Raw genomic sequence first — 24672 nt, 5'->3', positions numbered from 1 at the left:
ACGGTAAAAACACATGTTCATCGCATTTTGCAGAAATTAAATGCACAAGATCGGACACAAGCTGTCGTCTTCGCTATTCGTCATCGCCTTGTGAAATAAAAAATACCTCCACTTCAAGAATTTTATACAAAAAACATTTAAAACCCATGATAAATAGATAAATTAATTCTTATTAACTAGTATATTCTACTTATTGAATTCCGTTTTTTATAGGTATTTGTGTAAAAATCTATCAAAGATAGGGACTAAAACCTATTCCTCATCACGAATGAAATTCGATAGAATGAATAGTGCAAATCGTCATTAGGATATTTTCCCCTTTAACACCCGAATATACCATTCTATCTGTTTCTTTTTTCTCAGTCAGATAGCGGGAAGAAAATGACGAAAGAAAAGCAAAGGAGCATCAACTGTGAATCTTAAAAAAATAAGTGCACTCCTCATGATTTCATTCGTGATGATCATCTCTGCAGCCTGCCAGAGCTCAGCAAAATCAACAAAGGCTGACCAAAAATCAACAAAAACAGCAGAGGTAAAAGTGAATAGCTACGAATACACGTTACCAGAAGACTCAACAACTACCTTGCGAGACAATGAATTGGTGTTAAAAGTTAACCTGACGATCACCAACAAAGGTGACAAAGCCCTTTCACTATATAACTCTGATTTCACCCTTTATCAGGACGATGCCAAAGTCTCTGATTTAAAATTCTACGGCAGTAAAGACCGCCTTGATCTTGGGTCATTGAACAAAGGAAAATCACTATCAGGAGCTCTTTATTTCCTAGTAGATAAAGGCAAAAAATATCAGTTCGTGTACCAAGATAGCATCAAGAAAAACAGCGATTCGATCGAAATTGAACTAGATGGCGAAAAGATACTGGATACAGCGAAAAAGCTAGATAACCCAGCAAAAGCGCTATCTGCTTATACAGATCTCATTGTTTTTGACAAAAAGAATGATCAATTCTCAGAATTAACAGGTGACAATCAATCAGATGTCGTTAATAAATATCACGAAATGTTTGTGAAAGACTTCAAGAGAAGTGCAGGCATATATGGAAACGAAGTCAGTGACCGCGATATTTTATCCATGTACAAACGCATGCAAAATACAATGAAGGATAAAGCGAAAGTGGAAACAAGTGTGAAAACCATCTCAGATGACGAAGCGAAGGTTGTCGCTCAAGTAACCGGTATTGATGCTTCTAACTTAAAAGACAAACTAGACAAACAAAGAGATGAGTTTTACAACGGCAAAATCCGTTCGAAAGAAGAATTGTATAAGAAAAGCTTGAATATGTACGCATCTGAGTTTGAAAAGCTTCCTCCAGTCTCAAGCCCTGCTGAGTATGAAGTGAAAATGAAACGTAACGGAGATGGTCAGTGGAAAATTGACCTCAATGATTATAATACAGAGCAATACATGAGTGGTTTTATTAAAACAAGATGATGAAAAAAAGACGCTGACTCCTTGAAAGGTGCCGCGTCTTTTTTCATGCTATGATACAGTCGTCTCTTGCTCTTCTTTGACCGCTTTTTCAATGTCTTTAAATCGGCTCGATACAGTGGACGCACTAATGCCATACTTTTTAGCAACTTGTGCTTGAGAAAGCGGGGCATCGCTTGCAAGTGAATGAATATAATATTCGATTCCCGCAGCAAATGACGCCGCTTTACGGATCACAGGTGCTTTCTGATCACAGTAAGCTTTCCAAACCGTTAAAGCGCCATCTGTCAGGCTTTGGTCACCGTGCTCTTTCATCCCGTCTTCAATCAGCTTGGCTGTTTCCAACTGAACGTCACTAGCCCAGTCCATCCGATCTGCTGATAGTCCTACTGTACTTCCTTCTGTTTGAGCAGGCGCTTCTGTTTCTTCAACTTCTTGCTTCGCAAACATACACTTCAGCACTTCAGGGAAGGCTTCTCTCATAAATGTGCTGCGTGCTCCACCGTTTGCCTCATGTGCTTCAACGAGCTGGCGAACCTGAAGAAGAAGCGTATCAGTAAACTCTTTCGCAAACATCGTATATTGAATGAAAAACTCTGCCTTTTCTTCAAACTGAACAGGGAAACCTAGAACAAGACTACCTTTCTCTGGCAGCACAGTTTGAACCGGCTTCACATCAACTTCAACCTTCTCAGCTGTCACCATATTCTCAAAGTAAAGAGATTCGTCCGTTTTTTCATTTAATAAAAGCAAAGATGGCTCCATATCTGTCCAAGATTCAACCACTTGTCTTGTTTTAGGCCGGGTAATATCTTCTGCTTTTTTTGTCAGGAATTCTTGGAAGATGGTCTCTTTCTTATCTGTTAATGGGCGGAAGAAGATGCCCCATACACTCAAATGAAAGACTGAGATTTGTTGCGTTTCTTTATCCATATCTGCTAGGAAAGAAAACTCATTAATGAATTGATTGATCGCTCTCTGATGCTTAGAGAACGCATAATTCATTAAATCCTTTTGAACTTGTACAGCTTCCTTAAACACAAGCTCAGACGTTTGTTCTCCGCCTGACTTTTGACCACAGCAATGTTTATATTTTTTTCCGCTTCCGCATGGGCAGAGCGCATTTCGTTTAATTTTTCCCAAAATAAAACCTCCGACATTCTAGTCTAACCTCACTATTTTAACAAACGATTGCACAGGAGAGTTTTATTTTCAAGAAAAAAGAAAAATCAGAATGATCAGATAAATAACAAAGACGTCTAAAAGAGCAAGGCGACTCATAGTCAAAAGCACTCTGTCTCTGTTTATTTTCTCCAATCATTCCAATAGATTTCCCTCAGCTCATCCCTTCGAATAGCTGCTTTGCTTCAAAATAAAAGATTTGCACGAACTTTTTCGTATTGACTCTGCCTGTTGACCCTGCGGATGAAGAAGTCTTCTGCATTTCTTTCATTCTTTGGCTGACATCAGTGAAATCAAAAAACTTCGACGCATAGTGCTCAAATTTAGGGTTTGAAAAATCTGTAAGCCCTAGTGATGCGAAATGATTTAAGGAATGATGGATGGCTCGTCTAATTCGCTGCTCTGCTGCTTTCACTTCCCGCATCACTTCCACATCCGACGCACCACGACCAAGCTTTCGTTCCGCCGTTTTGATAAATAGCTGCTTTAATGGCGGAAAATTCACCTCATGAGAATTGGCTGTCTGCGTTTCATGTAAGTAGATCAATATCTCTAGTAAATCCTTAGAGCCACTCTCTCCGACAATTCCTAATTCAGATAGGAGGAATTCTCCTGCCTCTTTCATCGTTCTTCGCTTTGATCCAGTACCTGTCTCATGAGAAATCACTGGCTCTAATGGCAGCACATGTCGAAGAGAAGCTTGAATATCGTAAATTGATTTTTCCAGCTTGATCCGCTCCATGACCTTTCGAATGACACTGACAATTTCAATTCGATTGACAGGTTTATGAATATAATATTCAATTCCAAGTTCATAGGCTTCTGCCATCATCTCTTTTGCTTCTACTTGAGATATCATGATGACCTTGCCTTTGAATTCAGGGTGAATATGACGTATGGTTTGAATGCCGTCTCTAGCTGGCATTAAAAGATCAATCAGAAGGATGTCTACTTTTTTCAGGTTCAATGAATGCGCCTCTAATCCAACACCATCATCAGCCTCATCCACGACCTCTCCCAAATCCTCATCCTCGATGATCTGACCTAAAATCGAGCGTATTGCACGATCATCATCTGCAATGAAAAATCGCATACACTCACCCTCTCTGTATTAAATTTTTTATCGGAAGGACAAGCTGAAAAGCTGTTCCTTTCGTTTCTTTCTGCTCAATCTGGATTTGACCGTCCAGCTCTTGAACCAGCTCTCTCACATAGGATAAGCCAATCCCAGTTGACGGCGTTCCATATGCATCAAATTTTGAGGTATATCCAGGATCAAATACAATCTCTCTCAATTTCTCAGGAATACCCGGTCCATCATCCTCAACCCGAATCTCTATTTTATCATGACTCCCTTTTAATACGAGTGAGATGGCCCCATCATCCTTGATTGCTTCAACTGCATTTGCCATTAAATTATTAATCAGCGATAAGAAAATGAACACATGATACTCATGCAAGTGAATGCCTTTTATATCAGATGTAAAGGAAATGTTCTTCCCGAGAGATAGCGCATATTTCTCTTGAATGCGAATCACGATTTGAACAAGATCCTCTGTCCTCATATAATCTTGCATATTTTCCTTTGAAATCAGTTTTGAAAGCCCGGCGTAAATACGCTGATTGTCCTTTTTGACTTCATGTATTTCCCCTGCAAGCTTGAGCAGCTCCTGACTCACTTTCCTTCCCGCCTCATGTTCATTCAGCAGACGATAGAGCCGATAGGATTCTTGCGTTATGTGCTCTGTATGATTTAACGTTTTCTTTAAATGAACTGTTTCCTCATATAGATTTGAAATGACCATCATCATATGCTCATTTTGCTTCATGATTTGTTTCTCTCTTGATTGTGCCTCATACAGTCTCATCATATTAAAAAAGCTGATGACCACGAAGCTGTGAGCAAATGCAATGAGGATCATATCACTCAGCTTTGAGAAAGTCATGGTTGTATCAAACACTAAAAATTGTACAAACAGCTCAACAAAATCAGCAAGCAGTTCAATCATCAGTCCGATCAGCCCAATAAAAATGGAACGCTGCTTGAAACGTCCTGTACGGACAACAAAGAAAAGAAAAGCATAAGTAAAGTAAAAAAAGAAGCTCGGAAACTGCTGATAAAATGACAGAGCCAAATCAGCTTTTTGCTGAATAAGATCTAAACCTACTCGAAATAGGACAATGGCTGCACCTGTTAAAAACCCTGGCAGCAATGGTCTTGATTTTCTTAAAAGTAATAAGCAAAAGAAAAACGCAGGTGCCCCAAAACTAATACGAAATGTTTCATTCACAGGATAAAACTTCAGCTCTCCCGCAAGCGGCACAATGACGATCATAAAAATCAAAATAAATGCGTCTTTTTTGACAAGCTGGTTTAAACTCAAATGACTGACATCCCTTCCCCTGTTTACATAGCCACAGTATACAAGGAGACTCTTTGCTTCACAATGAGCAAAAAAATTATTTTCACGGCTACTTCTCTCTTCAAAATCATTTTTTATGACTATTCTCCGAGGAGGCATGGTGACCTTTCAGCTATCCTACGATTTGGAGATTGTCTACAATAATGGGAATTGTTTAGACAATTGTATGCAGACTGATTTTTTATTTGTAAGTTTTTCTGTAGATTTTCGTCAGATTGTGTAGTTTCCAAGATAAATTGAATAAATAATTTTAGTGAAACTATATGTAAGCGTTTTCTTACTTTTCACTAAAAACCCTTTTTGTTGTTTCGCCGCCAAAGCCTTCATTTGAACATATATTTAGGTGTAAAGGAGTGGTACAAGCAGCGCATGACAAGTTCTTTGAAGATGTGTAACATGTTTTCGTGCCTATTTGATCGCATTTTTTGTCATCCGCCAATTCAATAGGGTACTTTTTGATTTTTGATTGGAGGAATCGTATGAAAACAGCAATTTCTAATAATACACAACACGCATGCCAGTCTTCTGTTGATCAATGGGCAGAAGAAATACGTCCGTATTACAAAAACGGGCAGAACGCTGGCTACATTCCAGCACTCGGAAAAGTAAATTCCTCTCAACTTGGTATCAGCGTGATAGGCCCAGATGGATCATCTGTACGTTATGGTGATTGGGACGTTCCCTTTACCCTGCAAAGTATCTCAAAAGTCATCAGCTTTATAGCTGCCTGTTTAGGAAGAGGCGTTCCGTACGTCTTGGATCGGGTAGATGTAGAGCCAACTGGTGATGCATTTAATTCCATCTACCGCCTTGAGATGCATAAACCAGGGAAGCCCTTTAATCCAATGATTAATGCTGGAGCTATTACCGTATCCTCCATCCTTCCTGGAAAGACTTCTACAGAAAAGCTAGCATATATTTTCGATTTAATCGAAAACTTAATAGGTAAGCGTCCTTCTGTTAATGAAGAGGTTTATCAATCAGAATGGGCAACTGCACACCGCAACCGGGCACTTGCTTATTATTTAAAAGAAACCAATTACTTAGAATCAGATGTCGAGGACACGTTAGAAGTGTATTTAAAGCAATGTTCCATTGAGGTTACAACAGAGGACATCGCCTTGATTGGACTGATTATTTCAAGTGATGGCTACCATCCCTTTAAACAAGTCCAAGTCATCCCAAAAGATATCGCAAGACTAACAAAGGCATTGATGCTGACATGCGGCATGTACAATGCGTCTGGTAATTTTGCTGCTTTCGTAGGCGTTCCAGCCAAAAGTGGTGTGTCTGGAGGAATCATGGCTTGCGTTCCGCCAAGCGCAAGAAGAGAATTCCCATTTCAGACAGGCTGCGGTATCGGCATTTATGGTCCTGCCATTGACGATTGTGGAAATAGTATTACCGGTGTCATGATGCTGAAGAAACTCGCCAAAGAGTGGGATCTCAGTATTTTTTAAAGAGAACAGTGATGAAATCGAAGAGGTGATGTTATGAACGAAAAAGCTTTGCTATCTTATTTAACAACTACAAATGATTTTATTTGGACTTATCTAATCATTGCTCTGTTACTTGGAGTAGGGGTCTACTTCACATATAGATCACGCTTCCTGCAAGTCAGAATGCTGAAAGAAATGCTGCGTGTTCTAAAAGAAGGAAGAAAAGAAAAAGAGGGAATCTCACCGTTCCAAGCATTTGCCATCAGTATGGCAGCACGTGTCGGAACAGGGAATATCACAGGGATTGCCATCGCTATTGCGATCGGTGGACCTGGCGCAATCTTCTGGATGTGGATCGTAGCGATTATCGGTTCTGCTTCAAGCTTTGTTGAAAGTACACTAGCTCAGGTGTATAAAGTAAAAGATAAAACAGGATTCCGCGGTGGACCTGCTTATTACATGGAAAAAGGATTAAATAAGCGCTGGATGGGGATTTTATTTGCCATCCTGATCACGATCTCTTTTGGGATTGTCTTTAACGCCGTGCAATCAAATACAATCACCGTCGCTTTTCAAAACTCTTTTGGCCTAGATCGTTTAACTGTCGGAATCGTTATGGCTGTTATTTTTGCGTTCATTATTTTCAAAGGGATCAAAGCGATTGCAAAAGCATCTGAATATATTGTCGTTTTTCTTGCCGTTGCTTACATCGGGATTGCTTTCTTTGTGATTATCACAAATATCACTGAACTACCAGGTGTCATCAGTACGATTGTGAAGCACGCTTTCGGATTTGAACAGTTTGCCGGCGGTACATTAGGTGGAGCATTGTTACAAGGGATTAAACGCGGTCTCTTCTCAAACGAAGCCGGTATGGGTAGTGCCCCTAACGCAGCAGCAACTGCTGTCACGAGCCACCCCGTCAAACAAGGATTAATCCAAGCATTTGGTGTGTTAACAGATACGTTAATTATTTGTACAAGCACAGCCTTTCTTGTTCTGTTCTCTGATGCGTATAAAACAACCAATCTGGAAGGAATTGAGCTAACTCAGGCTTCATTAAGCCAGCACATTGGCCCTTGGGCTTCTGGATTCCTGGCGATCATGATTTTCTTATTCGCTTTTAGTACGTTAATTGGTAACTATTACTATGGTGAAACGAACATTGAGTTCTTGGGAGCGAATAAAATTTGGCTCAACATCTATCGTGTTGCTGTCATTGGCATGGTTCTTTTCGGAGCTGTTGCGACTGTTCCTCTCGTTTGGGGTCTAGCCGACTTATTCATGGGTCTCATGGTCATCGTCAACCTCATTGCCATTACCATGTTGTCCAAAGTCGCCTTTGCAGCACTGAAGGATTACATGAGACAGAAAAAAGAAGGCAAAGATCCTGTTTTCTATAAAAACGCTGTTCCAAACAATGAAGAGATTGAATGCTGGGACGACGAACCTGTTTCCTTGAAAAAGAATCAAATCGGATAAAACAAATAAGCTCTGGTCATATGATCAGAGCTTATTTCTTTATGTTAAAAATTCGAGTATGAGCTTATTCACGACATCTGGCTTTTCATGATTGATCCAATGGGTGGCATCATCGACAAAAATCAGCTGTCCATTTGGGCAAATTTTGATCGTTTCTTTTGCGAGCTTTCTGCTTAGAAACTTGTCCTCCATTCCCCAAATCATTCGGACAGGCACGAGAATTCGTTTGGAAATCGGTTTTTCAAAGCCGCCTTTTTTAATCGCTCGATACCAATTCAACATGGACGTAATGGCTCCCGGCTGCGTCCATGCCAGCTTATAGCTTGAGACATCTTCCTTCGTGAACAGATGAGGTCTAGCAGACAATCCAATGGCTTCATCCAGTCTTTGAAAGTGATTTTCTTGAAGGGCTGCCTCTGGTACATTTGGAAGCTGAAAGAACGCGATATAAGAGCTCTTCTTCCACTGCGGCGGATAAAACGGAAGGACCTTCATCATCACACGAGGATGCGGCATGTTGACGATGATTAATTTTTCTACATATTGAGAACGGGTTGAAGCAAGATGCCAAGCAACAGCTCCACCCCAATCATGTCCGCCGACAATGGCCTTTTGATTTGGGCTCAGCGCCTTAATTAATCCCACGATATCATCTCTTAATTTGTCTAAGACGTATGATTCGACTCCTTCTGGTTTGTCACTCAGATGGTATCCCCTTTGATCAGGAACAACGACACGATACCCCGCCTCAGCTAGGGGGAGGATTTGATTTTTCCAACCATACCAAAACTCAGGAAATCCATGCAGCAGGACCAGCAGTGGGCCATCTTCAGGACCAGCCATTGCTGTATGGAGCTTTATGCCGTTTGTTTGAATATATTGAAACTCAACTTGATCCATTCCTTTTCCACCCTTTCCCCATGTCTTATCATTCTTCCAACATAGCATATTTTCCATTTTTCAGAAAATAAAAACACTCACAAAAAAACCTTCACAAGGGTGAAGGTCTTTATTTATTTCATATAATTCAGCACCCATATCAGACCATTCTTCCGATCTTGTACTTGTCCATGAAGTGCGCCAAAAAACGTATCCTGTAATTCTACAAGGACATCTCCGTCAGCTTCAAGCGCCTCGTATACAGCCTTTAACTCTTCCTCATTGTCAAACTGCATGATCAATCGAAGATTCTCCGGTTTTGGTGTGCGACCAAATGTATCTGAAAAGTGGAGCAGTGATTCTCCAAGGTGTAGCTCAGCATGCAATACACGGTCTTGATGTTCATTTAAGATACGAATATCTCCGCCAAAAATTCCTTGATAATATTGAAGAGATTCTTTGACGTCTTCTACGACAATATAAGGACTAACGCTGATCATTTCCCTCATCCTCCTCTTGTTCCGTTCATTATCTCTTATATAGCTTATCCCAAATCGTATGAAAAAAGGCACAAATCGTCAACGGATTTGCACCTTTTTCTCAAGCAGATTTCGCTAATTCACTATGTTTGTTAGAATATGCTGCGTACATGACGACACCGATCATCAGCCAAACCCCGAAGTACAGCCATGTCCGGCCTGGTAAATTGAGCATCAGGAACACACAACAGCCCATCGAGATAATTGGCAAAACCGGTACAAACGGAACCCGGAATCCCCTTTCCAGCTGTTTATGTGTCTTTCTCAAAATGAGTACGGATAAGCTCACCATCGCAAACGTTAATAATGCACCGATATTGGCTAGGTTGGACAGATCCTTCAAATCAATAAACCCTGAAATAACAGCTGTCATCCCGCCAATCACCCATATACTGGCAACAGGTGTATCACTTTTGTTTGTTTTTGAAAACACTTTAGGCAAGAGCCCGTCCCGCCCCATCGCAAAAGCAATTCGAGTTGCCGCATAATTATTGGCGAAAATCACAGCCATCAATCCAATCACAGCACCGACAGAAATAATACCAGCCACGCTATGTTGATGGACACTTTGCAATACATAAGACATTGCCTCTGTCACATTCAACTTCGTATAGTGCACCATGCCTGTCATGACCAAACAAACGACAATATAAATGATCGTACAAATGAGCAATGAACCAATAATACCAATTGGCAGGTTCCGCTGTGGATTTTTCACCTCTTCTGCAGAAGCTGAAATGGCATCGAATCCTAAAAAGGCAAAAAACACAGCAGCGGCACCAGCAATAATCCCTTCCGTACCAAACGGCATGAACGGCTGCCAATTGGCTGGCTCTACATAAAAACCACCTACTACAATGAAAAGAACAATAATGCCAAGTTTCACAAACACCATGATATTATTGAATTTTTTACTTTCTTTCGTTCCTCTAGATAGGATCCACGCAATGAGTAAAGCAATGATAATTGCTGGCAAATTCATATATCCGCCTTGTTCTGGACCAGCTAAAAATTGATGTGGAATTGAGATTCCAAACCCCTCCAGCAGGCTGTTAAAATAACTCGACCAGCCACTCGCTACAGCTGAAGCAGTCAGCATATAAACAGATAATAACGTCCATCCCATGAGATGACCTACGAGTTCACCCATTGTGGTATATGAATAAATGTACGCACTGCCGAACACAGGCAGCGCGGAAGCCATTTCTGCATAACAAAGTGCTGCTAAACTGCACACAATCGCTGCGATCGCAAAGGAGAAAATAACAGCCGGTCCTGCATCCTTAGCTGCTGTAATTCCGGTTAACACCATGACCCCCGTCCCAATCACAGCCCCTATGCCAAGGAGCGTGAGATCGAGCCCGCCCAGTGTTTTCTTTACCTTTTGCTGTCTGCTCTGTTCTAACAAATCGTGAATGTGTTTCTTACGAAGTATATGTCGCAAACCCTTTCCCTCCAAAACGTTAGAAAAACAAAAAAATCATTCAAATTTCATTATAGCAGAATAGGTCCTACGCATTCACAACCAATTCACGTAAATCTTTCTTCATGATTTTACCAAGTTTATTTTTTGGCAGATCCTGCGTGAAATGAATGGAAGGCACTTTGTAATCTGCTAAACGTTCCTTGCAGTAATTCAACACATCTTCTTCGCAGAAATCGACAGATTCGTCTTTTACGATATATGCACTTGGTACTTCACCATATAAGTCATCTGGTACCCCAATGACAGCAGATTCAATTACACCTGGAATTTGATCAATGACCTCTTCCACTTGGTCAGGATAAATATTATCCCCACCGTATAGAATCACATCTTTGTATCTCCCTGTGATGTAAAGAAAACCGTCTTCATCCAGATAGCCTGCATCCCCCATATGGAACCAGCCATCTTTGAGCACTTTCTCTGTCGCTTCAGGTTGATGATAGTAGCCTAAGAAATAAAATGGGCTTCTCATGACGACCTCGCCAATTTCTCCAGCTGGCAGCGCCTCCTCTGTCTCAGGATGCACGATTTTGACTTCTACATCCGGATCCACTTTACCAGCAGAGCCCATCTTATCCTCGCCCATCGCTGGATGCCACGCACTCACAACCCACGCTTCTGTACTTCCATAGCCATGCATCATCTGAATGCCTACTTCTTTGTAATCTTTAATTAAGCGTACCGGTACCTTCGTACCACCAGAAATCGCAATTTCAAAAGATGAGAGATCGTACGAACCGCGCTTCATTTCTTCTAGCATGTACGTATAAGCTGATGGGAAAGCCATCATAAACGTAATTTTTTCTTTCTCAATCGTTTCTAAAATGCGTTTCGGTGTTGCATCATGTAAGAAGACTAACGTATACCCTTCAATTGCAGCTGCAATCAAGTGATTAATAGAACTCATATGATACAGCGGATGACTCGCCAAGTACCGTTTTCCTTTCAGATCAAATCCTCGATTCCCACGTCGTGTTAAAAATTGATAGATTCGTCCATGTCCGACCATACAGCCTTTTGGATTACCTGTTGTACCTGAAGTGAATAAAATCATGGCCAAATCTTCTTCTGATACCTGTTCAGCAAGATCACTTCCATCATTAGACGCCAATATGTCTTCAAACAGCTGTGTTGTTTTCGCATTGACACCAGATTCCACCATGAGACAATCTTCTAAAGACACATTCACTGCCGCAATGATGTCACGGAATTCACGGTCAAAAAATAAAGCCTTTGGCTCTGCTTTTTTCAAGATACCTTCTAGCTCAAAAGAGGTAAGCTGCCAGCTAAGCGGTACGGCGACAGCACCTGCTTTAATGGCTGCGAGCATAATCGTAGAAAAGTGATGATGGTTTTGACAAATAAAGCACACCCGGTCACCTTTTCGAATTCCTTTACGATGTAAGTAATGCGCCAGCTGATCAATGCGTTTTGCATATTCTTCAAATGTATAAGACACACCTCCGCCAGTTACCGCTTCAATTTGTGAAGAGCGTTCCATTCTGTCGTTTAGTAATGCCTGTAAAGTATTCAATATCTTCATCTCCAAACGTTTGATGTCCAATAGCCAATTTCCAGTGAATTGGATTGGCAGATTTTATCTCATTCACATTCTAAAATAAAAAAAGGTGAAAGTAAAATCATTTCATTTTGGAATTGTTCCTTTTATTAATTGATAATATAGGTAATTTTATATCCGTCTTCCATTTTGGTTTAAATGATGATGCTTATTATGATAAGATAGACCTAGTAATTGATCGGAAAATGCGAATGCAATAGGAAAAGAGGTATGGAGAATGCAACATTTCGAGCTAGAGGCAAGTTTGTTAGACCATGCACTGACAAAGTATTTAAAGGCGACGAAACGAATAGATGAAGAGAATATCCCCAAAAACGTCACGAATGTAAAAGGGTTTATTTTACGCATCATCTACCGCCATCAATCATGTACTGTGAAAAATATTCTGCAGGAAGTTTCATTATCTCCCTCCGCAACAACAACCGCTCTCAATCACTTAGAAGATGAAGGGCTGATTATCCGCTCTAGAAATAACAATGACCGCCGTACGGTATGGATTACACTCTCTGAATCAGGTGAACAAATCGCCAGACAAATGATCGACAATCGTCAGCTGCTTGTCAATCAACTGTTCAATCACCTATCAGAAGAAGATAAAAAAACATTTTTTGAATTAATCGAAAAAATGATGGACGAGCGCACATTAAAGGCTTAGGAAATATCCTAAGCCTTCTTTTTATGGCTTTAAGATGACTTTTATACAATCATCTTGTTTTTCATTGAATATGTGATACGCATGAGCTGCATCATCTAGCGGTAATTGATGTGTGATGATCGCTCTAGGATCAATTTCCCCGGTTGTCACTTTTTGATAAAGCTTTGACATGTACCCTCTCGCCGGTGCCTGTCCCATTTTCAGCGTGACGTTTCTTGCGAAAAAAGCACCCAATGGGAACATATTGTAAAGACCTCCATACACACCCGTCAGCTGAACAGTCCCGCATTTTCTCACGGCTTTTGTGGCAATTTGAATGGGCCCTATCGTTCCGCCTTGCAGCTTGAGCTTCTGTTCAATCTTTTCAAGCGGTGACTTTTTTCCATCCATCCCCACACAATCAATGACAACATCCGCCCCGCCTTTAGTGAGCTCTTTTAGGGTTTCTCCCATGTCAGGGTCTTCTGTAAAATCAAATACTTCTACGCCGCTCATTCGTTTTGCATGGTGAAGGCGATAGTCTATGTAATCAACAGCAATGACCCGCTCTGCTCCCTTTTGCCAAGCAAATTGCTGTGCCATTAACCCAACAGGTCCACACCCCAGCACAATGACTGTATCCCCCTTTTTTACACCTGCGTGTTCTACACTCCAATAAGCAGTTGGCAGAACATCTGATAAAAACAGCAATTGTTCATCCTCTAGCTCACAATCATCCGGCACCTTAAATGGTGTATAGTTTCCAAAGGGCACACGTAAATATTCAGCCTGTCCTCCGGGGTAATTCCCATATTTCTCACTGTATCCAAAAAGTCCGCCTGAATCATAATGGGGGTTTGAGTGATCGCATTGACTTTCTAGATGATGATGGCAATACTGGCATTGACCACATGCCACGGTAAATGGAATGACGACACGATCTCCCTTTTTCACCGCAGTGACATCCGGCCCGACTTCCTCTACCACCCCCATCGGTTCATGCCCAATCACATAGCCGATAGGAAGCGGGAAATTCCCTTGATATAAATGTAAATCTGACCCACAAATTGCTGTAGATGTTATCCGAACGATGACATCTTCACGATCTTGTATAGATGGTGCAGCTATTTCCTTCACCGCAATGCGGCTTTTGCCTTGATAGGTGACAGCTCTCATGTGCATTTCCTCCTTTAGCTAAGGTCATCATGTCTATAGCTTCACCTTGAATGGATGGTTCATACATATGAATAGGGATGCTGTTCCATAAGGGAAATAAAATAACCCGCCGATTGATTCGACAGGCTGTTTATTCAAAGCTGTGTAACGCGTTACACAGCTATTTATCTTCGACAAACACCAAATCATACTGAGCAGAGGTCTCCCCACCCTCCATCATGTCCCCTTCCTGTATAAAATAAGGGCACATACCTGGACTTTGTGCTTCTTCAAATTGTTTAAACACTTGCTCAATATAGCCAGGCAGCAGCAAAACCAACATTTTATTTGAATGAGACACGAATTCATACAAGTGAACGGTATTCGGAGGAATATAGGCAAAATCCCCTGGCATCAAGCAAATATTTTCTCCGTTTAACTGAAGATTGATTCTGCCTTCAACACAATAAAGTGCTTCTGTATGCATTTCATGATAATGCGAACGTAACCCTTTTCCCTTTGTCCCTTCAATCACAAAATAACTAAATCCGTCTCCTGTTGTTTCCGTTGTCGCAATCAGCTCATGAAGCTGACCTTCGACCATGTATTGCTTTCCTTCACCAGCCTCCAGCACATATGGCTGCACTGCGCGCGGGAGCTGACTATGAAACAAAACAGCTGGCTTGGTTGTATTGGATAGCTCCCTAATGCCGTGCATCAATATGATATCGCTTTCTTTTTCAGCCTGATGAAAGCTGTCTGCATCAAATGGGTGATCAGTCATCGGCCATTCATTCTGCAACAGCCTCTTTCCGATTTGCTGATAGACATCTGTCATTTGCCCGCCCAGTGTATAAGAAATAAACCTTGTTTTGTGACTATGCATTCTATAGCCATGAATTGTTTTGGGCGGAATATGAATATAATCGCAGGCCGTCACCATATACTTTTTACCGTCCAGTATCACTTCCAGCTTCCCTTCCAGCACAAAGATGGTTTCAAATAGCGTCTCATGACAATGCAGCGGAAAGTAAGCACCTTTCCCACCTGTGATTAAGACAAGCTCAAACAGTTGATTTGTTTGATTTGCTTCTGCCAGCACATGTACAAGCTGATTTTCCAAACCATACAGCTCCCCCGAACCGGACACGGTATAAAAAGAGGTATCTTCGGATTGCTTGATCGATTGTGGTTGCTCCGACATCCCATCACTCCTCATGACTAATTGACTATCTTTATTATATAGACCAATTGATATAATAGATAGGCAATATGCGAGAGATTTTACTCTTCTCGCATAAATAAGTGTCTAAGGTAACATTTTACGTGCTCTAAAGGTGTCGTTTGCTTTAATGCAGTAGTCATTGATAATCCGCCGATGACCATTGAATGAAGGAGAGATGCCCGCTCATCCGCTTTTGTTTCATCATATCCGCTATTCATCAGCTTTTCTTTGACAAGCTCTTGCCAGCGGATCATTTCTTGTTTGCATGCAGCATGAAGTTTTGTATGTTCAGGTTTTGACTCTGCCGCCAGTAAGACAATCGGTATCCCTCTTTCACTTTCTTGCTCCATAAAACCCCGAATGATATTTGTCATAAAATGATCGACGGCGACATATGGGTCATCAGAATAGGCAAAACTTTCTTCAATTTGATCGATGACCCTTTGACTAATATATTCAACGGCTGCTATGGCTAGCTCTTCTTTTCCATTTGGAAAGTAATAATAAAGAGATCCTTTCGGCGTGCCGCTCTCTCTAATGATTTGATTCAACCCTGTCGCATGATACCCCTGTTTACGTAAAAGAAGTGCGGCCGTTTGAATGATTTTGTCCTTCGTACTCACGTGTGACACTCCTTTCCTCCATAGACCAACGTCGATGCCATTGTTATTGATTCAATAATGGATGCGTTCCTTTCCATAATGAGGATGATTCTATTTCTGACGCCAGTCTGAGCAGCCAGTCCTCTTTTCCTTTCGGTGCTGTCACCTGTACGCCTAAAGGCATGCCTGCTTCTGTGAGATGAACTGGCACACTCATAGATGGCTGGCCGGTTAGGTTAGCCAGCTGTGTAAATGGTGTGTAGGTCAAACTCTTGAGGAACATTTCATAAATCAGATCCTGCTGTGCTTGCATTGAAAGGGATGACACACGTAACAATGCAGCCATTTCTTGATCGTTATGCATCAGTTCGCCAACCTTTGGAGCCGAATAGGCAGTAGCTGGGGTCACATATAGATCGTAGGTTTGATGAAATGCGGCCATTTTTGCAGCGGCCATATCCCATGCATCAAGACTTTCTGTATAAGCAGCAGCTGTCACGTTTTTTCCTGCTTCCGCCAGTACCCATGCCACAATATCTGTCTCCTCCGGCTTCACCGGACGCCCGAATGAACGAGCCAGAGAGGTAAATAAGGCAGACATTTCACCGCTGTTCATGACGTAATATTGCTGCATCAGATGGACACCATCAATGTCCGGCTTCACTTCTTCTATTTGATGCCCTTGTTCACTCAGCCATTTCACAGTGTTCAAGACTGCCTGCTTTGCTTCCTCACTCACCTTCGTGCCTACTGGAGAGTCTACACTGTAAGCAATTCGCATAGAAGAGGTTCGTTTCACCAAATCCTCCTGATAGCTGCCGTCATATAATGGCGTTTGGAACGCAGCTTCTGGCTGAATGACTTGAAGCAAATCAAGCAGGGCTGCACTGTCTCGAACTGTTTTTGTGAGCGTAAAGTCAATGGAAGCTCCTTGCCACTGCCTTCCTGCACCCGGGCCGACCGGTGTTCTCCCCCTTGTTGGCTTGAGTCCAAATAAACCAGTAAAGGATGCCGGAATCCGAATAGACCCTCCGCCATCACTCGCTCCACCCGCTGGTACGATGCCGCTTGCCACAGCTGCTGCCGTCCCGCCGCTTGAACCGCCCGGAGAATAGTCAGCATTCCAAGGGTTTCTCGTCGGACCATATAAAAAGGGTTCTGTCACATTTCGCAATCCGAATTCAGGTGTGTTCGTATGACCGATCATGAGGAGCCCAGCCTGCTTCAATCGACGGACAAAGTGGGAATCTGTTTGCGCCTTTACATCCTTTAACAGCAAAGCACCCGCCGTCAAAGGTTCATGTTCCAGCCCCTGCGATATATTTTTCAACACAAATGGAACACCAGCAAACGGCTGATCCGCATCTAGTGACTTCATGTCTTTGAACACTTGATCTCGCCTTGTCTGAATCACCGCATTTAGTACTGGATTCACTTCTTCCAATCTAGTAAATGCAGCTTGTACAAGCTCTTTGGGCGTGACCTGCTTTTTCTGCACAAGTGACGCCAGTCCCGTCGCATCATACGTCATATACTCTTTTACATTCATCGGCATGTCCTTCTTTCTCATATTATGATCTCTCTATTGTCTACTAGAATTCTATGAAATTCAATTTCGGGATACGTGTGAAAAAAACTTTCTTTCCAGACTATGATTCTTCTAACCATCCATCCTATTTCTCCGATATAATAAAGAAAAAAAGACGGAGGTCACCTCATATGCAAGGAGCCATTGCCTTGAAAAAGAAAATCGTCGTGGTCATCGCGTTTCTTCTTGCTTTGACAACTGCTTTGCCCTTCCATTCGCAGGCAGCTGCACCACCAAAAGAAACAGATGTCATCATCGTCTATAAAAATCAAAAAGGAAAACAGACGGCTATTCAAGAAAGTGAAAAAGTGAACGCTCAATACATACATCTTCCAGCTGTAGCAGTGACAGCAGATGAGCAAGCTGTCACCTCACTTAAAAAAGACCCGAACATCGCTTATGTTTCAAAAAACGTCAGGGTCAAACTCGCTGCTTCTACCGTGAAAAAAACGGCTGCTGCTACTGGTCAGGATGCTTTGGTACAAAAATCTTATAACTTGCAGAAGCTCAATGTAAAGCAAGCAATCAAAGAAGGCGTGACAGGGAAAAATGTGAAAGTAGCCGTTCTCGATACTGGTATTTTCCCACATGAAGATTTAAAGGTAGCCGGCGGTAAATCATTCGTCGATTACACGTCTTCTTACAAAGATGATGAAGGACATGGAACACATGTCGCCGGTACAATTGGGGCGCTCAATAATGATTACGGTACGGTCGGCGTCGCTTCTGGTGTGAAGCTGTATGCTGTAAAAGTATTAGATAAAAAAGGAGAGGGCGACTTATACAGTCTGCTCCGAGGCATTGATTGGGCGATTAGCAATAAGATGGACATCATCAACCTAAGTCTAGCTTTTGAAGATAACATTCCGATTTTACGTTCAGCAGTTGATGAAGCATACAAAAAAGGACTGCTGGTCGTTGCTGCAAGTGGAAATGATGGAAAGAAGAATGGTATTAGTTATCCTGCCGCATACAATAGCGTCATTGCTGTTTCCGCAACGACTGACAAAGACAAACTCGCCTCCATCTCTAATACGGGGAAAGGAATTGAATTTTCCGCTCCCGGCGAGAATGTCATCAGTACCTATTTGAAAAATGAATATTGGTATGCAACGGGTACATCACAAGCGGCACCGCATGTCACAGGGATGCTGGCGCTGTTAAAACAGCTACATCCTAAGAAAACAAATGTTCAGCTCCGTACTTTATTGCGCAGCTATACAGTGGATCTTGGCACAAAAGGAAAAGATCCACAATTCGGCTATGGCCGCGTGCAATATGTGCCGCAGTCAACCTTTTTAAAGGCTGCGACAAGCGCAGTCAAGACAGCCGAAACATCTAAAAAACAGACAGATGTTGATCAAGCCAAAACGAAAATTGGCAGACTCACTGCCAGCAAGCAAAAAACCGCACTCACTGACCGAGTCAAAAAAGTCCAAACAGCCATTGATATTCGTGACGCACGAGCGAAGGTCAAATCAGCTGAAAAAAATAAAACCCAAGGCTCGATTAAAAGTGCCCAAACGGCTATTAAAAAGCTATCCAAAGGCAAAGAAAAAACAAGCCTACAAAACCGGCTCGACAAAGTCAAAAAACAAGTCGCCTATCAAAAGAAAGTGACAGATGCCAAACAAAAAGTTAAAAAAGCCGAAGCCAAACGAACAAAGAAAACAAAAGCAACCGCTCAAAGTGCGGTCAAACAACTAAAAGCATCTAAAACAAAAACTGCTTTACAAAAACGACTAAACCGGATCAAGGTTTGATAAAAAAACGATTCCTTTCAGCAAGGAATCGTTTTTTCTATTTCAATATCTTCTGAAAGAGGGTGTGATGATACTTCCCTTTCGCATCCAGCCTCACTTGATCGAGGATGTGCGCTAACGAATGGATGACATCACGGAGTGCTCGATGAACCGAGCCGTGTTCAAAGGAAGCTAAACTCTCCGGCAGTTCATCTTCATCCAAAACAAAGACATCACCATTCGGAAGAACGAGTAGATCAATCAATAAATCTTCAAATATCACCACCCGTTCTTCAAACCATGTATGTCTGACGATATTCACATAAGAGCCAAGTTCATTGCCTTGATCATCCCGCCAAAAATAGACATTGTAAGGCCGGTCCGTCCAATAATAGGCGGTCGTATAACTCCCTTTTGGAATCGTGACAGTGCCATCACCAGCAACCATTGTAAATGGTTCTTGAATTTTATGAAACAACACGACTTGCTGCTCCTGTGCATCTAACAGCTGACACGTATGTTCCACAACCTGATCATCGTATTTGATTTTTCTCTCAATGACGTCATCCCAAGAATTTGCATATAGCGGAAACAATCGGTCACAACCCCTTCTGCATCTACTTCTTATTCTAGTATACACTGCTTTCTTTTGAAGAAATAAAGGTTCACTGCTGCTGCCTATGGAAGACATATGGTGAGGTGAAAACAAATGAACGGAATCACAATCATCGAAACCGTAGCAGAACTCGGACAAATCATCTTGGTTTTTTGTGGCTATGCCCTTTACTGGCGGCTTGTGAAAACGAAAAGAGATCGAAAGCTGACCCCTTATGAACATGTGTTGAAATTCTTTGTCATGTTCGGATTAATCTCATGGTGCTTTTCATATATGGCACTGAACGTATGGGTATCATGAGAAAGAGGAAGAGCCCCGTCCATGCAGGACATGCTCTTCCTCTTCTTATACAGCGTGTTATGAGCCAGCCGGCTGTTCTTTTTTAATCACATACTGATAGCTCTTCACATGCGTCCCATTTTGATTCACAAATTCTTTATCAAGTGCCCGTTCAAAGCCCATTCTTTCATATAAACGAATGGCGGCCTGCATTTTATCCGACGTATGAAGGTACAGGACGTTCTCGCCCCACGATTGCGTCAGTTCTATACTTTTACGCAACAATGACTCTGCAATACCTTTTCCTCTCACATCAGGATCTACCCCTAAAAACCGGACAATCGCTGAAGTAATGCCCATCTCCGGCTTGTCATATGCCTGTTCTGATGATCGGAACATTTGAAGGGTCCCCACGACCTTGCCCTCAAGCTCGGCCACAAGCATCAACTCCATGTTTGGGTTATCTACAGCCGCTCGCAGGGCTGCAGAATAATTTTGCCAGCCTTCCTCTGTAAATTGAGGCTCATACTGTGCGTATGATTTGATCAGCACATGTGTGATCGCCTCATGATCTTCACTCACTGCTTGACGAATGATCAACTCTTGCTGCTCCATGCCAGCACCTCCTGTTTGTCTATGAATGGATATACGTATCATGCAATCACTGCATGCCGATGATCTGATTCTTTTCTCTACTCATTCAATGTAAAGAGTCTTCTTTTAAAGATCAATTATTTTGCACGAAATTTTCTTTGAAAATTTTGATTGAAATGGAAAGCTTGATTCATTATGCTGATTTGAGGACGTATACGAGGAGTGGCATCATATGAATTCTTTATCTTATCCCCAAGAATCGAAAAAAAATCGATTCCTCCTTGCCGCGCTTCTTGGCTCTTTAACAGCCCTTGCACCGCTGGCAATGGATATGTATTTACCTGCTTTACCTAATATCGCCCGTGACTTTGGAGCAAGCACGGCGCTGTCTCAGTTAAGTCTCATGGCTTGTTTGATTGGACTTGCGCTTGGACAGCTGATTGCAGGTCCAATCAGTGATACAGTCGGCAGAAGAAAGCCGCTGATGGTTGGATTAATCATTTTTATTGCGGCCTCTCTTTTATGCACAGTGGTCACATCAATTTGGACATTCATTCTTTTAAGGCTGATTCAAGGACTTGCTGGATCAGCAGGCATTGTCATTGCACGAGCCATCGTGCGAGATCATTATGAAGGCTCAGAAATGACGAAATTCTTTGCTTTGCTCATGTTAGTCAACGGAGTGGCTCCAGCAGCGGCACCGATCGTGGGCGGACAAATGTTACGGTTCACGACGTGGCAGGGTGTGTTTGTTCTGCTAGGAATCCTCGGGGCGCTCATGCTTCTAAGATCGATGTTTTCATTGAAAGAAAGCTTACCTGTGGAACGTAGACAGACTGGAGGCTTCAAACAGATCCTAGGTGCGATGAAAATTCTAGCGAGCGATCGACTCTTTGTCGGATATGCTCTCTCACAAGGACTTGTCTTCGCCGCCATGTTTGCGTATATCTCTGGATCACCGTTTGTACTGCAGGAGATTTTCAACCTTTCTCCGCAGGGCTTCAGTGCTGCCTTTGCGGTGAATAGTCTTGGCATCATCACAGCCGGACAAGTATTTGCCCGCGTTGCTGCGAAAATTGGTGAGGAGAAAGTCCTTCTCATTGGGCTGCTGACAGCTGCTTTAGGAGGCGTCACCTTGTGTGTGATGATCTCTATTGATGCAGGATTATATGGCATTCTTATTCCTCTCTTTTTTGTGGTCTCAAGCGTTGGGATTGTCGGCACGTCTGCTCCTTCTCTTGCGATGCAGCATCACGGTGCTCATGCTGGAAGTGCCGCTGCCCTCATCGGTGTGGCACAAATGCTTCTTGGCGCATGCATGACACCCCTTGTCGGCTTAGCTGGAAGCCAGACTGCCTTTCCCATGGGGCTGATTATTATGCTCTGTGACCTTGGCGCACTCTGCTGTTATTTTTTCTTTGTTGCCAGAGCGAAAAAAAGACCCGCATAAGCGGGTCGCAGATTGTTGACAAAGGGCTAAAATGAACTTTATTTTAGCCCCCTTTGTCTTCTTTTCAGCGTGATAGAAAACCTTTGCAGCCCTAGGAAGGACGAGCATCGGCGCGGAGCGAATTTGACATTCGTGAGCACCGAAGCGCAGGACTGACACCGAATGCGAGGGTTTGTCTACACGCTGAGACCCGCATAAGCGGGTCTTTCATTTATGGCTTGCTCCAATTGATCGTGCGGAACACATTGTTCTGGTCATTGTTTTGATATGCATCTAGGTCAAAGCCTGAAAGTCCAAAACCAATTGCCATGACAATTCCTCCGACAACGGTGAAGATGATCCCCCATTTGATGCATTGCTTTTTTAAATCATTCACGTTCATACTCTCACGACCTTCTTTTTAAACATTCCCATGAATGCCTTAGTGGTTTGAACAGTCACTTGCACAAATAGCTTTGTTAAATACGCCGTGGCTATGCCGCTTAATAATCCGACACCTAATAGAAGAATCCCAACTCCGATCTGCGTCACCACCACATGCAAACCGTCTTGAAAAATAAACGGAGAACCAATGATGCTCCAAAAACCGCCGAGCAGACCAACTAGCGTCATTGTACCTGTCACGAGTGGAATGCACCAAATCACCATATACACAGAAAGAATCAACAGGAAGACTGTTGCTAGAATGCTGCCCCATAACGGAAAGCCTAAAATGAGGATGGAGAGCCTTGTGGCTTTTTCTCCAAACGTCGGCACCTGAATGGTTTTGATTCCTTGTTCCTTCAAAATTCCTTCAGCGATGATGGCAGGCTGACCGACTTGATGAACTGCTTCCTGTTCACTGTAGCCATCTTCCTGATAATCCTCGATCATTTCATCGTAATACTCGATGAACCGATCACTTTCTTTTTCGCCTAGACGATGCAGATGCTTCTCCAAGCTGGCTAAAAATTCTTTTTTATTCATTGCTCTGTCCTCCAGAAATAAAGTCGTAAATCGCCATCACTTGATCCCATTCCGCTAAAAACTGTGCCATATGCTCACGGCCACTTGTTGTCATCCGGTAGTATTTTCTTAATCGACTGTTATGTTCCTGTGAATAGGTCTCCACATAATTGTTTTGCTCTAACCGCTTTAATATCGGATATAATGTCGATTCTGAAATCTCAATACAATGGGACATATCTTTAATCATTTGATAACCATAGGAATCGCCTTTCTTTAATACCGCCAGTACACAGAATTCCAGTAATCCTTTTTTTAGTTGTGCATTCATGTTTACAACTCCTAACTATTTATACTATACAATACATAGTATGATGTGACAAGAGGTATTTATTTTGTAAAAGCATAAAAAAAAAGACCCCACAAGGCCTTTCACTTTTATATATTCACAAATCCTTCTCCAAACACATCCCGCACGTCATGGACAACAACGAATGCGTCTCGATCAATTTTCTTAATGATTTTCTTTAAACGCATCAGCTCCTGTTTTTGAATGACCGCATAGAGAATTTCCTTCGATTCCTTCGAATAGTGACCTCGACCGTTTAAAATGGTCACGCCTCGATCCAAGGTGTGATTGATTTCTTCTGCAATATCATCTTTGCATGTAGAAATAATCGTGACCGCTTTTTTCGTGTTAAGCCCTTCTATGACGAAATCCATCACCTTAGTCGCCACATACAGCATCACAATCGTAAACATTAATTTTTCCGCACCAATAATAAAGTAAGAAGCAAAAACAACGATCAGATCAAAGAACAAGATGGCGTAGCTCACGTTCCAGTCTAAATACTTATTCGCAATTCGCCCGAGGATAGCAGATCCCGCTGTTGTACCGCCCGCTCTTAAAACAAGACCAATGCCAATCCCAATGATGATCCCTGCGAAAATAGAACCAATGATCAATTCATGGACATTCACCACCCATGTAGTGGTCAAATGTAAAAATAGAGAGTTACTTGCGACAGCTACCACTGTGTAGATCGTGGTCTTCTTGTCCAAGTATTTATACCCCACAAGTAATAAAATCGCATTCAACACAAGGTTTGTCAGCCACGGCGCAATCTCAAACATATAGTAGAAAATGATGGACAGCCCCGTTACGCCGCCTTCACCAAACTCAAGTGGAATGACAAACATGTTCACAGCTGCAGCAAATAAAAAAGAACCAACTAGAATCATTGCAATATCTTTTACACATTTTTTCAATTTCTTCTTTCCTCCTTTTTTTAAGCATATAAAAAACCCTCTTTCTGCACGAAAGAAGACAGTCGTTGGACAAAATAAAAATCAAAAGACGGCGCCTTTTGATGAAGCTTTCTG

Annotated in this window: 25 protein-coding genes; 8 read left to right on the top strand and 17 right to left on the bottom strand. The window is 42.2% G+C overall.

What is annotated here, in order from left to right; genetic code table 11:
• Positions 1–99 (top strand): LuxR C-terminal-related transcriptional regulator (locus V7L95_RS08705; protein ID WP_340969007.1); only part of this gene is annotated, 99 nt, incomplete at its 5' end.
• 313 nt (positions 100–412) lie between these two features.
• The gene (locus V7L95_RS08700; RefSeq protein WP_008342147.1) at positions 413–1453 is read left to right on the top strand and encodes a DUF4352 domain-containing protein; all 1041 of its coding nucleotides are present in this window, start codon (positions 413–415) and stop codon (positions 1451–1453) included.
• 48 nt (positions 1454–1501) lie between these two features.
• Here the strand turns inward: V7L95_RS08700 and V7L95_RS08695 are convergent, their stop codons facing one another.
• From V7L95_RS08695 to V7L95_RS08685, 3 genes are all read right to left on the bottom strand, one after another.
• Positions 1502–2593 carry an SEC-C metal-binding domain-containing protein gene (locus V7L95_RS08695; RefSeq protein ID WP_108611526.1) on the bottom strand — a complete coding sequence of 364 codons (1092 nt, stop codon included), beginning with the start codon at positions 2591–2593 and terminating at the stop codon, positions 1502–1504.
• A 193-nt stretch (positions 2594–2786) separates the two neighbouring features.
• Entirely contained in the window at positions 2787–3725 is a 939-nt protein-coding gene (locus V7L95_RS08690; protein ID WP_008342149.1) for a response regulator, read from the bottom strand.
• 4 nt (positions 3726–3729) lie between these two features.
• Positions 3730–5016, bottom strand: a complete 1287-nt coding sequence (locus V7L95_RS08685; RefSeq protein WP_340968874.1) for a sensor histidine kinase — start codon at positions 5014–5016, stop codon at positions 3730–3732.
• Positions 5017–5534: 518 nt separating this feature from the next.
• Between V7L95_RS08685 and V7L95_RS08680 the strand changes: the two genes are divergently transcribed.
• Positions 5535–6515: a glutaminase gene (locus V7L95_RS08680; protein ID WP_008342152.1), complete on the top strand. Its 981-nt coding sequence runs from the start codon at positions 5535–5537 to the stop codon at positions 6513–6515.
• Positions 6516–6548: 33 nt separating this feature from the next.
• On the top strand, positions 6549–7976 hold the full coding sequence (locus V7L95_RS08675; RefSeq protein ID WP_074041731.1) for an alanine/glycine:cation symporter family protein: 1428 nt from the start codon (positions 6549–6551) through the stop codon (positions 7974–7976).
• Between the two features lie 39 nt (positions 7977–8015).
• Here the strand turns inward: V7L95_RS08675 and V7L95_RS08670 are convergent, their stop codons facing one another.
• The 4 genes from V7L95_RS08670 to V7L95_RS08655 all read right to left on the bottom strand — a co-directional run bounded on the left by V7L95_RS08670 (position 8016) and on the right by V7L95_RS08655 (position 12414).
• Positions 8016–8876, bottom strand: a complete 861-nt coding sequence (locus tag V7L95_RS08670) for an alpha/beta hydrolase (protein ID WP_041508187.1) — start codon at positions 8874–8876, stop codon at positions 8016–8018.
• Positions 8877–8989: 113 nt separating this feature from the next.
• On the bottom strand, positions 8990–9355 hold the full coding sequence (locus tag V7L95_RS08665; protein WP_008342155.1) for a VOC family protein: 366 nt from the start codon (positions 9353–9355) through the stop codon (positions 8990–8992).
• Positions 9356–9455: 100 nt separating this feature from the next.
• Entirely contained in the window at positions 9456–10838 is a 1383-nt protein-coding gene (locus V7L95_RS08660) for an amino acid permease (protein ID WP_017358611.1), read from the bottom strand.
• A 67-nt stretch (positions 10839–10905) separates the two neighbouring features.
• A complete protein-coding gene (locus V7L95_RS08655) occupies positions 10906–12414 on the bottom strand; it encodes an AMP-binding protein (protein WP_098680971.1) in 1509 nt (502 codons plus the stop codon).
• 262 nt (positions 12415–12676) lie between these two features.
• Between V7L95_RS08655 and V7L95_RS08650 the strand changes: the two genes are divergently transcribed.
• Positions 12677–13114 carry a MarR family transcriptional regulator gene (locus V7L95_RS08650; protein ID WP_007498406.1) on the top strand — a complete coding sequence of 146 codons (438 nt, stop codon included), beginning with the start codon at positions 12677–12679 and terminating at the stop codon, positions 13112–13114.
• A gap of 21 nt (positions 13115–13135) precedes the next feature.
• On the opposite strand, the gene V7L95_RS08645 is transcribed toward V7L95_RS08650, so the two are convergent.
• From V7L95_RS08645 to V7L95_RS08630, 4 genes are all read right to left on the bottom strand, one after another.
• Positions 13136–14269: a zinc-dependent alcohol dehydrogenase gene (locus tag V7L95_RS08645; RefSeq protein WP_048003134.1), complete on the bottom strand. Its 1134-nt coding sequence runs from the start codon at positions 14267–14269 to the stop codon at positions 13136–13138.
• Between the two features lie 160 nt (positions 14270–14429).
• Positions 14430–15452: a quercetin 2,3-dioxygenase gene (locus V7L95_RS08640; protein WP_057078619.1), complete on the bottom strand. Its 1023-nt coding sequence runs from the start codon at positions 15450–15452 to the stop codon at positions 14430–14432.
• A gap of 80 nt (positions 15453–15532) precedes the next feature.
• Positions 15533–16096: a TetR/AcrR family transcriptional regulator gene (locus tag V7L95_RS08635; RefSeq protein WP_024719023.1), complete on the bottom strand. Its 564-nt coding sequence runs from the start codon at positions 16094–16096 to the stop codon at positions 15533–15535.
• Between the two features lie 43 nt (positions 16097–16139).
• Positions 16140–17624, bottom strand: a complete 1485-nt coding sequence (locus V7L95_RS08630; protein WP_206115939.1) for an amidase — start codon at positions 17622–17624, stop codon at positions 16140–16142.
• A 188-nt stretch (positions 17625–17812) separates the two neighbouring features.
• Here V7L95_RS08630 and V7L95_RS08625 point away from each other — a divergent pair, with 188 nt between their 5' ends.
• A complete protein-coding gene (locus V7L95_RS08625) occupies positions 17813–19426 on the top strand; it encodes a S8 family serine peptidase (RefSeq protein ID WP_265786081.1) in 1614 nt (537 codons plus the stop codon).
• Positions 19427–19463: 37 nt separating this feature from the next.
• Here V7L95_RS08625 and V7L95_RS08620 read toward each other — a convergent pair whose 3' ends face one another.
• The gene (locus tag V7L95_RS08620; RefSeq protein WP_265786082.1) at positions 19464–20000 is read right to left on the bottom strand and encodes a DUF402 domain-containing protein; all 537 of its coding nucleotides are present in this window, start codon (positions 19998–20000) and stop codon (positions 19464–19466) included.
• A gap of 114 nt (positions 20001–20114) precedes the next feature.
• Here V7L95_RS08620 and V7L95_RS08615 point away from each other — a divergent pair, with 114 nt between their 5' ends.
• Complete coding sequence (locus tag V7L95_RS08615; RefSeq protein WP_008342164.1) at positions 20115–20321, top strand: hypothetical protein; 207 nt, start codon at positions 20115–20117, stop codon at positions 20319–20321.
• 57 nt (positions 20322–20378) lie between these two features.
• Here V7L95_RS08615 and V7L95_RS08610 read toward each other — a convergent pair whose 3' ends face one another.
• Positions 20379–20915 (bottom strand): GNAT family N-acetyltransferase, encoded by a 537-nt coding sequence (locus V7L95_RS08610; protein ID WP_008342165.1) that lies wholly within the window; start codon positions 20913–20915, stop codon positions 20379–20381.
• 211 nt (positions 20916–21126) lie between these two features.
• Between V7L95_RS08610 and V7L95_RS08605 the strand changes: the two genes are divergently transcribed.
• Positions 21127–22344, top strand: coding sequence for a multidrug effflux MFS transporter (locus V7L95_RS08605; protein WP_265786083.1), 1218 nt, complete (start codon positions 21127–21129; stop codon positions 22342–22344).
• Positions 22345–22555: 211 nt separating this feature from the next.
• On the opposite strand, the gene V7L95_RS08600 is transcribed toward V7L95_RS08605, so the two are convergent.
• From V7L95_RS08600 to V7L95_RS08585, 4 genes are all read right to left on the bottom strand, one after another.
• On the bottom strand, positions 22556–22726 hold the full coding sequence (locus tag V7L95_RS08600) for a hypothetical protein (protein WP_265786084.1): 171 nt from the start codon (positions 22724–22726) through the stop codon (positions 22556–22558).
• The gene (locus V7L95_RS08595) at positions 22723–23310 is read right to left on the bottom strand and encodes a DUF1700 domain-containing protein (protein ID WP_046526611.1); all 588 of its coding nucleotides are present in this window, start codon (positions 23308–23310) and stop codon (positions 22723–22725) included. The genes V7L95_RS08600 and V7L95_RS08595 overlap by 4 nt, the downstream gene beginning before the upstream one ends.
• A complete protein-coding gene (locus tag V7L95_RS08590; protein ID WP_017366535.1) occupies positions 23303–23620 on the bottom strand; it encodes a PadR family transcriptional regulator in 318 nt (105 codons plus the stop codon). Before V7L95_RS08590 ends, V7L95_RS08595 begins: the two co-directional genes overlap by 8 nt.
• 107 nt (positions 23621–23727) lie before the next feature.
• On the bottom strand, positions 23728–24558 hold the full coding sequence (locus tag V7L95_RS08585) for a YitT family protein (RefSeq protein ID WP_206752527.1): 831 nt from the start codon (positions 24556–24558) through the stop codon (positions 23728–23730).
• Between the last annotated feature and the right edge of the window lie 114 nt (positions 24559–24672).

This window comes from Bacillus sp. PPSBB_11, from assembly GCF_038023285.1.
Classification (GTDB): domain Bacteria; phylum Bacillota; class Bacilli; order Bacillales; family Bacillaceae; genus Bacillus; species Bacillus altitudinis.
The sequence above is the reverse complement of the archived record's forward strand: the minus strand, read 5'-3'. Positions and strand labels throughout refer to the sequence as shown.